Origin of the sequence: Dokdonia ponticola, assembly GCF_042653865.1 — a bacterium.
In the GTDB taxonomy this organism is placed as follows: Bacteria; Bacteroidota; Bacteroidia; order Flavobacteriales; family Flavobacteriaceae; genus Dokdonia; species Dokdonia ponticola.
In genome coordinates, this window is the sequence record NZ_JBHSFV010000004.1 from 233,624 (window position 1) to 246,964 (window position 13,341).

Annotated in this window: 9 protein-coding genes; 5 read left to right on the top strand and 4 right to left on the bottom strand. The window is 37.1% G+C overall.

Features of this window, described 5'->3' with window-relative positions; genetic code table 11:
- Nucleotides 1–2 precede the first annotated feature (2 nt).
- The 5 genes from ACFO3O_RS09030 (at nt 3) to ACFO3O_RS09050 (ending at nt 9,549) form a co-directional block, all read left to right on the top strand.
- Nucleotides 3–3,365 carry a VCBS repeat-containing protein gene (locus ACFO3O_RS09030; RefSeq protein WP_379978273.1) on the top strand — a complete coding sequence of 1,121 codons (3,363 nt, stop codon included), beginning with the start codon at nt 3–5 and terminating at the stop codon, nt 3,363–3,365.
- Nucleotides 3,352–6,603, top strand: coding sequence for a VCBS repeat-containing protein (locus ACFO3O_RS09035; protein WP_379978274.1), 3,252 nt, complete (start codon nt 3,352–3,354; stop codon nt 6,601–6,603). The genes ACFO3O_RS09030 and ACFO3O_RS09035 overlap by 14 nt, the downstream gene beginning before the upstream one ends.
- A gap of 4 nt (nt 6,604–6,607) precedes the next feature.
- Nucleotides 6,608–7,975, top strand: a complete 1,368-nt coding sequence (locus ACFO3O_RS09040; RefSeq protein ID WP_379978275.1) for a vanadium-dependent haloperoxidase — start codon at nt 6,608–6,610, stop codon at nt 7,973–7,975.
- Between the two features lie 7 nt (nt 7,976–7,982).
- Nucleotides 7,983–8,873, top strand: coding sequence for a GyrI-like domain-containing protein (locus tag ACFO3O_RS09045; RefSeq protein WP_379978276.1), 891 nt, complete (start codon nt 7,983–7,985; stop codon nt 8,871–8,873).
- 106 nt (nt 8,874–8,979) lie between these two features.
- On the top strand, nt 8,980–9,549 hold the full coding sequence (locus tag ACFO3O_RS09050) for a pentapeptide repeat-containing protein (RefSeq protein WP_379978277.1): 570 nt from the start codon (nt 8,980–8,982) through the stop codon (nt 9,547–9,549).
- A gap of 134 nt (nt 9,550–9,683) precedes the next feature.
- On the opposite strand, the gene ACFO3O_RS09055 is transcribed toward ACFO3O_RS09050, so the two are convergent.
- The 4 genes from ACFO3O_RS09055 to ACFO3O_RS09070 form a co-directional block, all read right to left on the bottom strand.
- Nucleotides 9,684–9,854 (bottom strand): hypothetical protein, encoded by a 171-nt coding sequence (locus ACFO3O_RS09055; RefSeq protein WP_379978278.1) that lies wholly within the window; start codon nt 9,852–9,854, stop codon nt 9,684–9,686.
- Between the two features lie 167 nt (nt 9,855–10,021).
- Entirely contained in the window at nt 10,022–12,226 is a 2,205-nt protein-coding gene (locus tag ACFO3O_RS09060; protein WP_379978279.1) for a hypothetical protein, read from the bottom strand.
- 12 nt (nt 12,227–12,238) lie between these two features.
- Nucleotides 12,239–12,511, bottom strand: a complete 273-nt coding sequence (locus ACFO3O_RS09065; RefSeq protein WP_379978280.1) for a hypothetical protein — start codon at nt 12,509–12,511, stop codon at nt 12,239–12,241.
- Nucleotides 12,512–12,687: 176 nt separating this feature from the next.
- Nucleotides 12,688–13,248 (bottom strand): REP-associated tyrosine transposase, encoded by a 561-nt coding sequence (locus ACFO3O_RS09070; RefSeq protein ID WP_379978281.1) that lies wholly within the window; start codon nt 13,246–13,248, stop codon nt 12,688–12,690.
- Nucleotides 13,249–13,341 lie beyond the last annotated feature (93 nt).

Consider the following 13,341-nt stretch of genomic DNA (forward strand, 5'->3'; position numbering starts at 1 on the left):
ATATGCAAATTAAATTCACATACCAAACCATTCTCGGAGCTATCCTCGCTCTATGTATTACAGCGTGTACTTCGACCACCGAAGAGTCCAAGGAAGAGACAACAGCAAAAGAAAACACCCTATTTACCCTCCTTTCTAAGGAAGAGACAGGTATTGACTTTGTCAATTCCATAGAAAATCAAAAAGATTTTAATATTTTCAAGTACCGCAATTTCTACAATGGTGGTGGCGTGGCGATAGGTGATATTAATAATGATGGATTGGCTGATATTTTCCTAACCGCCAACATGGAAAAAAACAAACTCTATCTGAATAAAGGTGACTTTACTTTTGAAGACATTTCTGAAAAAGCAGGGATTGAAGGAAATAAACCCTGGTCTACAGGCGTCACCATGGCAGATGTCAATGCTGATGGTTTATTAGACATCTATGTAAGTAATGCAGGGAATTTTGAAGCCGATAATCACGACAACAATTTATACATCAATAATGGAGACTTAACCTTTACAGAAAAAGCAAAGGAATACAATCTTGCCACCTCTGGATTTTCGACCCATGCTTCTTTCTTTGATTATGATAAGGACGGCGACCTCGATGTATATATTTTGAATAATAGCAATGTACCCGTAAGCAGCTTAGGAAATAAAGGACAACGAGATAAGCGCGCACAAGATTGGGAAAATGTAGATAGTGATTTTAGAGGCGTCGGTGATTTATTAATGCGCAATGACAATGGTGTTTTTACTGATGTCAGTGACGAGGCAGGTATTTATGGCTCTCTGATTGGCTTTGGACTCGGCGTAATGGTGACAGATATCAATCAGGATTTGTATCCAGATATTTACATCTCCAATGACTTTTTTGAACGTGATTACTTATACATTAACAATCAAGATGGAACCTTTACCGAAGAAATAAAAAAATGGACCTCTCACCTATCACTTTCGGCGATGGGGGTTGATATTTCAGATATTAATAATGACGGTCTTCAAGATATTTTTATCACAGATATGCTTCCTGATGGGGAAGAACGGGTGAAATCTGTGATGGAATTTGATGGCTACAATGTCTACAAAAGAAAACAACGCAACGATTTCTATCAGCAGTTTATCCAAAACACTCTACAAATCAATAACGGAAATGGCACCTTCTCTGAAGTCGCATACCACAGTGGTGTAGAAGCCACCGATTGGAGTTGGTCAGGACTCGTATTTGACATGGATAATGATGGCTTCCGTGATATTTATGTCACTAATGGAATCAACCATGACCTTACGGATTTAGATTTTGTTGATTTCTTTGCCAATGAAATTATTCAAAGTAAAGCCACTGGAGAAACGAGAGTATTAGACACGATTATTAACAAAATGCCTGTCAAACCTCTCTCTAATTATGCCTACCAAAATCAAGGCGATATTACCTTTCAAAACAAAGCCAAAGATTGGGGACTCGAAATCTTAAGCATGTCCAATGGTGCTGCTTATGGAGATTTAGATAATGACGGAGATCTAGATCTTGTTGTGAATAATGTGAATATGGGCTCCTTTATTTTCAGAAATAATGCAGAAAAAGAAACGGATCACAACTATATCAAATTAAAATTTAAAGGCGCTGAGAAAAACCCGTTTGCAGTAGGCACGACGGTACGTTTGTATCACTCAGGGCAAACGTATATTCAAGAACTTATTCCTTCGAGAGGATTCCAGTCTTCTATGGAACACCCGATGACGATTGGTTTGGGAGCATCTCAAAAAATAGATTCGTTGCGTGTCATTTGGTCTAATGATAAAACACAGCTTTTTGAAAACGTAACAGTTAATCAAACGCTTTCATTACAAATTACTGATGCAACAGCTACATATAAAGCTCCTGCACCAAAAAAAATAAAAACACTCTTCAACGAAGTCGAAAATAATAACCTCACGGCTCACAAAGAAAATGAGTATAGCGATTTTGATTACGAAGGATTGATCGCTAAAAAGATCTCACAAGAGGGACCATCACTAGCGATTGGAGATGTAAATGGCGATGGTAATGAAGATATCTACATCGGTGGTGCCAAAGGACAAGCGGGCACCCTATACTTCCACAAAGGAAATGGTATTTTATCGCAGGCTCCCAATACAAAAGCTTTTAAAGCTGATGCTAAATATGAAGACTCCGCAGCGGCATTTTTTGATGCCGATGGTGATGGAGACTTAGATCTGATGGTCGGCTCTGGTGGTAATGAAGCGACGGTCAAAGAAGACTATAGCCTTCGGTTGTATTTGAATGATGGCAAGGGCGCTTTCGCGAAAGCAACACAAACCATACCTTCCGCCTACCAAAACATGTCAGTAGTAGCTCCCTATGATTTTGACCAAGATGGCGATATGGACGTATTTGTCGGCTCTCGAAGTGTGATTGCCGTGTACGGAATTGATCCAGAACAGCTATTCCTTGAAAACAGAGGAAACGGCGAATTTACCAATGCCACAGAACGCATTGCCTACCCGCTTAAAGATGCAGGTATGGTTACCGATGCAGTTTGGGCAGACATGGACCAAGATGGTAAAAAAGATCTAGTAGTGACTTCAGAATGGGGCACTACCAAAATCTATAAAAATAATGGCAGACGCCTCACTGCTATGAAAAATAGCCTTGATGACCTGCATGGGTGGTGGAATACCGTAGAAGCTTCCGATCTTGACAATGATGGAGATATTGATCTTGTCCTAGGAAACGAAGGCACCAATATTCATTACAAACCCGAAGAAGGTGCGCCGATGAAAATGTATATCAATGATTTTGATAGTAACGGAACCATAGAACAAATCACCACCTTCCACAAAGACGGAAAAGACTATCCATTGCATCAAAAGAAAGAATTAACAGGACAATTGGTATCGCTTAAAAAGCAAAATATCAAAGCCTCCGACTATGCAAAACGATCGATTGATGAATTATTTCCAAAAGAGGTGATTGACATTTCTATAGTAAAGCAGGTCCAAACATCGGCTTCTGTGATTGCGATTAATGAAGGAAACGGGGTTTTTAAAATACAAGAACTTCCTACACGTGTACAATTATCCTGTGTATGTGGGATCGCATGTACCGACATCAACAACGACGGAAATATTGACCTTGTGATGGGCGGTAATAATTTTGAATTCAAACCTCAATACTCCCAATTAGATGCCAGCAGCGGAAATGTATTACTAGGAGATGGGAAATTAGGATTTACCTGGCAAGACTATAACACCAGCGGTTTTGAAGTACGTGAAGAGATCAAACACCTCTCGACCTTTAAAGACCGTAACGGAAATACCTTCTTGATTGCGGCGATCAATAATGAAAAACCCAAAGTGTATCATGCCGGTAAATAGACCTATCGTATTTCTTGGTGTGCTCTTTCTCCTTTTGGGTTGTTCAGAGAAAGATACCTTATTTAAAAACCCATCGGCAGAAGAGACGGGGCTTACTTTTGAAAATACGCTGACTGAAAGTGATGATTTTAACATCATAGACTACCTCTATTTTTACAATGGTGGCGGACTTGCCATCGGCGACATTAATGGCGATACGCTTTCGGATATTTTCATTTCTGGAAATCAGGTAAAAAACAAACTCTACCTCAACAAAGGGAATCTTACTTTTGAAGATATTAGTGATACCGCAGGGGTTGGCGGGAATAGTACATGGAATACAGGTGCGGTCATGGGGGACGTGAATGGTGACGGACTCCTAGATATTTACGTCTGTGCGGTGGTGGGAATTAATGGTTTTGATGGCCACAACGAATTATACATCAATAATGGCAATGCTACGTTTACAGAAAGTGCTGCTGCCTACGGACTCGATCTCGATACCTACAGCTCTAATGCGGCATTTTTAGATTATGATTTGGATGGTGATTTGGATATCTATATCCTCAATCATGCCGTACACACTCAAGAATCCTATGGGAAGTCTTCCTTACGCTTTAAGCGAAATTATGAAACCGGAGACCGGCTCATGCGAAATGAAGGAGGTACATTTACCGATGTCAGCGAAGAAGCAGGTATTCTAGGGGGCATCAATAGCTACGGATTAGGAATTGCTGTTGCCGATTTTAACCAAGATGGCTGGCCCGATATTTACATCGGCAATGATTTTCACGAAGACGATTATTACTATTTGAATACAGGAGAAGGCAGCTTTCGCGAAAGCTTAAAAGACTACTTTGGACACACCTCACGCTTTTCTATGGGAAGTGATGTTGCTGATATTAATAGCGACGGTTGGCCTGATATGATTTCGTTAGACATGCTTCCCGAAGATGAAAAGGTGTTGAAATCCTCTGAAGGAGATGATAATATCCAAACCCAAAAATTACGTATTGACCGTTTTGGATACCACTACCAGTTTACACGAAATATGCTGTATGTCAACCAAAAAGGATATGATTATCAAGAAACTGCCCTGTTGAGTGGTATCGCCGCAACGGACTGGAGTTGGAGTGCCCTCTTTGCCGATTTTGACCAGGATAGTTCGCAAGATTTATTTATCTCTAACGGGATTCCAAAGCGTCCCAATGACCTCGATTACATCCGGTTTATCTCGAGTGATCAGATTCAAAATACCATAAACAACACCAAACTGATCGACCAAAAAGCATTGGAGCTGATGCCGAAAGGCAATGCGCATAATTACATTTTTAAAGGAAAAGGACAGCTTGCTTTTGAAGATCTTTCTGGTACGTGGATTACAAAAGATACGCTCGTTTCTGGCGCTACAGCCCTCGCCGATTTGGATAATGATGGCGATTTGGATATTGTGACAAACAATATCAATACGACCCCGCAGGTCTATCAAAATACCACCGATGCAACTGCCAACTATCTAAAGATTCAATTTGACTATAAAGACGCTAATAAACTAGGTATAGGCACCAAAGTATTTGCGTATAGTAATGGACACTTACAATACAAAGAACTGTATACGGTACGTGGGTTTCAGGCATCTTCAGAGCCGATCCTTCATTTTGGATTTGGCAACACCCCTACGATTGATTCACTGAAAGTGATTTGGCCTGATCGGACGTCACAAACGCTTACCAATGTTGCGGTAAACCAAACGCTTGTGATTTCGCCGAAAGGCAATACCCCTTTTAACTACGACACGTTACAACCTGTTCGCAAAAAGCTGTTTGAAAAGGTAGATGACAATCTTGGGATTGATTTTACACATACAGAAGACCGTTACATTGATTTTAACCGTCAGAAATTGATTCCGTATCAGGTCTCAGATCGTGGGCCTGCGGTGGCTATTGGAGACATTAATGGTGATCAAAAAGACGATATTTATTTTGGGAGCTCTAAGTATATGCCATCTAAAATTTATCTAGCCGATAGCGCTGGATTTACAGAAGCTCCTTATCTAGACATCACCAAAAAAACAATCACAGAAGATGTGGTTGCCACCCTACAAGATTTTAATCAAGATGGTCGTGCCGATCTTTTTATAGGCACAGGCGGCGCCGATTTTGATAACGAGGCACTCCCACTCAAAGATCTGTATTTTACCGCAAAAGACACTACATTTGTGCAACAGCAACTTCCAGAAAGCTTTCAAAATGCGTCTGTACTTGCCGTGCATGACTATGATACGGATGGAGATTTGGATGTTTTTGTAGGCAATCAAGCCGTGACCAATGACTTTGGACGTCCTTCAGAATCCGTTCTTTTACGCAATGACAACGGGAATTTTACCATAGACACCGCGACGTCTTTTGATAATATTGGCATGATTACCGATGCTGTTTGGAGTGATTTTAATGCAGACGGCGTGAAAGACCTTATTCTTGTGGGGGAATGGATGGCCCCTCAGTTTTATGCCACTATCAATGGAAAACTTAAAAAAGTCACTGTAACCAACGATGATCTCAACGGACTTTGGCAAGCCATACAACCCTATGATATCGATGATGATGGTGATCTGGATTATATCCTTGGCAATTGGGGTGAAAACAGCAAATTTAAAGCGACGCCTAATGCGCCTATGCTAGCCTACTTGGATGATTTTGATGCGAATGGCCAATCGGAAACCATTGTAGCTACTCAAAAGAATGGAGATTATTATCCGCTAATGGGATTGAATGAGTTAGGAAGTCAGATGACGTATCTATTTAAAAAATACACGAGTTATAAAGATTTTAGTGGACAAACGGTAGAAGACATTTTTGGCAAGAAAGCCCTCTCCAAGAGCACCGTATTGAGCGTACATACCTTGAAATCTGGGTATCTTAAAAATGAAGGAGATCGTTTTGTTTTTATGCCTTTCGGCGAAAGCTTACAAACAGCGCCCATCATGGCTTTTACAGCCTACGATTTTGATGGAGATGGCCAAGAAGAGGTACTAGCCGGCGGAAATTACTTTGGCGTAAAGCCTTTTCACGGAAGACTAGATTCTTTCTCTGGGGCATTGCTTAAAAGTGATGGAAGTGTTACATTGGGTCATCTTTTAGGGTTAGATCTCTCACAGAAATCTGTACGACATCTTTCCATCGTATCTCTAGGTACAACTAATTACCTATTGGTTACTTTTAATAATGATAAAGCACAGATATACAAACTACAAAAATAGACGCATGATGACACATACACTGATATCCCGATGTTTTGGAGCGTTACTACTGGTGATTTCCTTTACAGCCTGTGAAGAAAAACCCATGGAGCCTATTGTGATTACCGCTGAAGATTTTCACACCTCGGTCAATAATGTGACCCAAGTGATGATTCATGATATCTTCTCTCCGCCACAAGCAAGCCGAATTTATGCCTACCCAAATGTGGCTGCTTATGAGATTCTGTCAAGTACTAACAACGAATACAACTCGCTAGCGAATCAGCTTACCGACTTTACAGCCATTCCAACACCTACTACCACTGAAAACCTCAACTATGAGCTTGCTGCGCTCGTAGCGCACATAGATTTAAGTAGACGTTTGGTCTTTTCGGAAGATAAAATTACACCTTATAGAGATAGCTTGTACCAACTTTGGAATACAAAAAATCCTACTGAATACACCGTATCTAAAACCTACGGTCTTGCAGTAGCCGATCATGTGGCAGCGTGGATGGATGGCGACATGTACAAAGAAACGCGTACCATGCCTAAGTTTTCTGTGATCACAGACGACCCTTCCAGATGGCAACCTACCCCGCCTTCCTACGGCGATGGTATCGAACCCCATTGGAATAAAATTCGTCCTTTTGTGATTGACTCGGCATCCCAGTTTAAACCCGTGCCACCGCCTGCCTATTCGATGGATGAGAATTCAGATTTTTACAAAGAACTCAAAGAAGTGTATGACATCAGCGAAAGCATCACTGCCAAAGGAGATGACGCCGAAGAAATTGCCATTGCACAGTTTTGGGATTGTAACCCCTATGTTTCTGTGACGCGCGGACATCTCATGTTTGCGACCAAAAAAATCACCCCTGGTGCACACTGGATTGGGATTGCTAAAATTGCGTCTAGAAATGCAGGGCATGACGTAATGCAAACCATGTACACGTACACAAAAACATCCCTTGCGATTGCCGATGCCTTTATAAGCTGTTGGGATGAAAAATACCGTAGTAATTTGGTACGCCCAGAAACGCTGATTAATGAGCATTTTAATGATAACTGGCAGCCTATTTTACAAACCCCTCCTTTTCCAGAATACGTGAGCGGACACTCGGTAGTTTCTGGAGCTGCGGCAGAAGCACTGACGAGTATTTTTGGCGATGGTTTCTCTTTTATAGATGATACCGAATTACCTTTTGGACTTCCTGTACGAAGCTTCTCATCCTTTAGAGATGCCGCGAGTGAAGCAGCGGTGAGTAGACTGTATGGAGGAATTCATTACCGCGCTGCGGTAGATAACGGATTGGTCCAAGGAAAAAATATTGGTCGATTTGTCAATGCTACCCTCAAAATGAAAGTGAATAAAGATCAAGTTTCAAACTAAGACTTCTATGAAAAAGATCGGACGTATTCTTTTCTTGCTTTTTATGGTAGCTGTTCTTTGGTATCTGTTTATAAAGCCTTATGACTATGTGGTCCGTTTTCCCGCAAAAACAACGGTAGGAACGATTAATCAATCCATTAAATCCTGGTATGCGGGTATTGAAGGTACACAACTCATCGATCAATCTAAGTTTGATGAGCTTACCCAGCAGTTTAACTTTGGCGATTCCATTCATACATACACTTGGAAAATAGAAGCAACTACCGACTCGACTTCTCGGGTAAAAGTCTATATAAAAGATGAAGCTCATAGCCTTGCCAATAAGCTGACGATTCCGTTTTCAACTACTGCCATTGAGAAACGCTCTGAAGCAACAGTGAAAGAATTTTATGATGTGCTTAATTTGCATTTAAAGCGGACGAGAGTAACGGTTAACGGGCAAGATAGCACTAGGGCTACCTATGTGGCGTACGTGCCGTTAAAAGGACAACAAGCCGAAAAAGCAAAAGGGATGATGTATAATTATTCCTTATTAACACAAATCATGCTTCAAGGGGATGTAACGCTTAATGGAACGCCCTTTGTAGAAGTCACTAATTGGAATACAAAAACGGATAGTATCTCGTATAATTTCTGTTTTCCTATTATCAAAAGCGATAGTTTACCTGAGCATCCAGAGATTCGATACAAGCAATACCATAGCCAGAAAGCCCTCAAAGCTACCTATAACGGTAATTATATTACTTCAGATCGCGCTTGGTATGCCTTAGAAACCTACGCCAAAAGCCACAATATTCCCATTGACCTCACCCCTGTCGAAGTTTTTTATAACAACCCAAATATGGGGGGTGACGAACTCCAATGGAAGGCGGAAGTTTTTATGCCGATCAAAGAGTAATGAATTACCTCGATACCCCATACGAGGTATCAAATCCCAAAAAAAGAAAAATACGATGCAGGAATTTGGGAGGTTATATCTTTAGAGATAAAAAGAACGCAAAGCAATGTCCCAACTATTTTTAGATCAACAGTATAAAGAGATTGACTATACAGTGAAAGGATTTACTGCGGGAGAATATGACAACTGTACGTTTACGGATTGCTTATTTCCGGCACTTCATCTTTCCAATACCTCTTTTTTAGAATGTACATTTACTGACTGTAATTTTACCAATACCAAGTTTGGTGGGACAACGCTCAATGATGTCGTTTTTAAAGGATGTAAAATGGTCGGTGCAGATCTCAGTGTTTGCAATGATTTTATGTGGTCTATACACCTAGAGGATTGTGTGATGGATCTTGCCAATTGCTACAAACTCAACCTCACCAAAACTCATTTTAAGGACTGTTCGCTCAAAGAAACCGATTTTACAGAAGCCAATTTATCAGAAGCTGTGTTTTCAAATTGTGATCTTACAAATGCCATTTTTGATCAAACCGATCTTCAAAAAGCAGATTTTAGAACCGCTCAAAATTACACCATAGATCTTGATCGCACTAAGGTAAAAGGTGCCCAGTTTTCTAAAGATGAAGTATACGGATTACTGACTAAGTATGGGGTGAAGATTTCTTAAGAATTTTTTTCTTTATACGCTTTCGCGAAAGCGTACGCATCATCTTTACAACTTTTCGTATTCTATTCATATGCTATATGTAACTATACTAATACATGTTTATTAAGTATAAGTAGTAGTATCAAATAAGAATTTTAATGAAAAAGAAAACTACTGGGCAACATTGCAGGATCATAATTACGAGCAGAAATATCATACCAATCCAATCCAAGTTCTTCTCCGTATTCTTTTCCGCCAAAGGCAAACTTCTCCGCCATGGAGTTAGCATTACTCGTAACTACGTCGTTGTACCCTTTTTGTTGCAATCCAAAGGGATAGTAACTAAGGGTGTTTTTTAAGAGCTTTTGACCTTTTTTGAGTAGGCCTTAGATTCTTAAAACATTTATTGCAATGAACATCCTATTTTAAAGGCAATACAATAGCCTATTGTTTCTGAAATCCATATTTTTTATTCAAACAACATACCGAAAAATTATTTCTTTCTTTTAAAAAATATTCTATACAAATCTTTCCAGGAAGAAATATTATCATCTGCACTTATTTTAAGTAGGTCAGCTTCATATTTTAGAATTGCAGGTATAATAGGTATTGATAATTTGAGTTTTGCACTAGTATTCAATTTAAAAAAATCCTCTTCTTTAATTATCTCCTCTTTAATATCAAGCTTATATTCTTTAACTTTTTCAATAACATAACCTACTAGTTGCTCAGCATCTTTTTTAGTTTTTTCATCTTTATTAACCTCATCAACATCTAATGTATCACGAATTTTAAGAATATTCTCATTAACTTCATTATTACTACTTTTTAAATCACTCAACTTTATACTAATATCTGTAAACTTATTTTCTATAGATTCAGAAATATATTTAAGTTGTTGTTCAATTTTCTGTTTGTTAAGAATTCCAGATTCAACTATAAGAATTAAAAAATCTTCCTTAATCTCCGTTATATTCTTTTTAGTGTTTTCTATTTCCTTTTGAAATTTCTCCTTTAATTTATCATCTAATTGATCACTCTTCTTTCTCCTATATCGAGCTAACTCTTTATACTGCTCATTTAGTTGCTGTTCAATTTCAATTCGAAATCTGTTAGGGATGTTGTCGTCACTTGAAGCTACTAAATTCTTATTTCTATAATTATTGCTTTCTTCAATTATTTTATTTAATTGATTTACTTCATTTTTACTTAAATAAAAATCAAATATTTTTTCAATGTCATTAAAATAACTTTTATCGTCTAGTATTAGATCAAGATCTATTTCTTCGAATTCACTAAATAATTCAATATTTTTAAAATAAAAGCAAATTACATGATTTGTAGCATTGTAAGAATTATGCTCATCAAATTGTTCTAATGTCCATAAAGGTTTAGATTCTGTATGAGAAATTCTATCAAATAAATGCTCACCATAAGTATTATGATTAACTTGACTTTTATTACTAAGTTTTTCTAAAGATATATAATCAGGTTCATCTATAGATTCTATTTTACCCCATACTTTAAGAGTGTTTTTATTAGAATGAGTAGGGTAATAGGCCAAATATAATGGCATATCTGGTGTAACGTATTTCCCCACACTTCCTAATTTGATATAAACAGATGTCGTATTAGATTTAAAGTTTTCTCTTAATTTATTGAAAGGGAATTTCTCTTTGTTTGAAATTAACACAAACCCTCCAACATTTTTATATGGGAACCTATTCTGATAATCTCTTTCTTTATTTATCCCAGAAAGTGTATCTATTTCTGATTTTTCAAATACTATATATTTAGAAATAATGTCTTTTGATAAGGGAATATCACAAAAATTAAACAGAAAACAATTTTGATCATTTTGATACCCTAGGCTAATTTCGTCTATTTTGGTAAATGAATTATTTTTTGCATAATATTCTTCTAGCAAAATAGCTTTTCTCTTAAAATTAAATTTTGACTCTATATCTTTTAAATAGTTTTTCCCTGTATAAAATTCTAAGTATTTCTTCTTTTTTAATTTTTTTTTTGGCTCACCAATATCATCTAATTCGTCTAAATATTCTACAATTTCAGCTGATTTTCTTTCTGACCCATTTATGTGATCACATTTTAAATACTTGTTAAGTAACCATTTAGTTAGGCTTTCATTGTCATAGGGATCGAAACCATAAATTGGATTAATAGAACAAATTAAATATACGATATCATCATTTTCTTTATATCTACTGTACTGTTTCCCTGATATTATAAAATTATTATCTAAGAATAATTTTATCAGTTCTCGATCTTTGGTATCCTTATTCACTAATTCAGTTACAAGCTTTGGGAATCCTCTTTGTTGAGCATATCCTTTTATATGTTTGATAATTAAATCTTTAATCTTGTATTCAAAATCGGGATATATTTCATTGTCTGGTTGGTCAAAAACAACCAAGTTTTTAATTTCAAGATATGGTGTAAAGGGATTCTTTTTGACAATTGCAGAAGCGCATAAAACATCTGTTCGATAACGGTGTTCAATATAAAAACCTCCAAAAGCAATTCTTCTAAAATTATTTTCTTTAAGGTCAAAAATTGCCTTTTTGATCCAATCTCTGTGATTAGGATAAAATTTTTCCCAATTCTCTATGTCATTTTGATTATGCTCAAGGATTTTATCAAAATGTTTCTTATCGTAAAGCCTTTTTATATGAGTCATTCGATTAAACTACTATACTAAACGAGTTTTAATTCTTTGAATACTAAAATGGTCATTATTAGAAATTCTGTTTCTAAATTCTAGTTCACATTCAGGAGTATTCTTCATCCTGATAGAACTATGCCATTTATGAAAATAACCTAATTTTGGAGTTTTAACAATTACTGGTTTTTCAATTATTTCAATACAATCAGATTCTCCTTTAATACACTCTTCTAGTTTTTCAAAAGAACTTTCTAGTGTGTCATTTTGTCTGATTTTTAATCTGTATTCTTTATGATCCATTTTTGTGTGTTATTGTTGATTAAAAAAGTTGATCTCAAATTTAACTAAAATTTAATAATTGATAAAGCTTTTACTACTGTTATTTAATTGGATAATAGAATGTTAATTATAAATTAAGAGTTTTTCAAAAAACGTGCCCCCGCTAGCGCTCGTTTGCAACGAGTGCCCACAAACATTTAAGCTAGAAATCCTATAGGATCAATCTCAAGTGCTACATCAGGATCATCTGCTATATTTCTAGCGCTTGAGTATTTCCAGTCCACAGGGTTAATTACAAAACCAGAAACAACAGGATTGTTATGAATATAATCTAATTTTTGTTTGATTACTTTTGGGCTCCATAATTCAATAGGTTTATTATGATGTTGCCAAAATTGATATTTAGCAATATTTCCTTTTTTCTTAGCAGCTTGTTCCATCATCCATAACAACCACTCTTTTCTGCTCTCTTGAGGGTTTTCTTGTATACTGGCAATCATTTTCTTGGCAGTAAACTTCTTAAAATCTCTGAGTAATGCACTAGGATTCTCTTGATCATCTCTAAAGATTAAATGTACATGGCTTGGCATAAAACAATAAGCAAATACTTCCATTCCTTTATGTTCTCTGCAATAATCTATACTATCGGCTAATACTTTAAAATATAATTCCCTCGTAAATACATCTATCCAATATACCGTTGCAAAACTTACAAAGTACGCGCCACTCGTATTATAAAACTTGTATTTCCTACTCATTTCCTAAAAATACAAAAAGCCATACGTATGTCACGTATGGCTTTTTATTCTATTATATGATTTCTTACTCTTGACGGCACCCGTCACAGACGA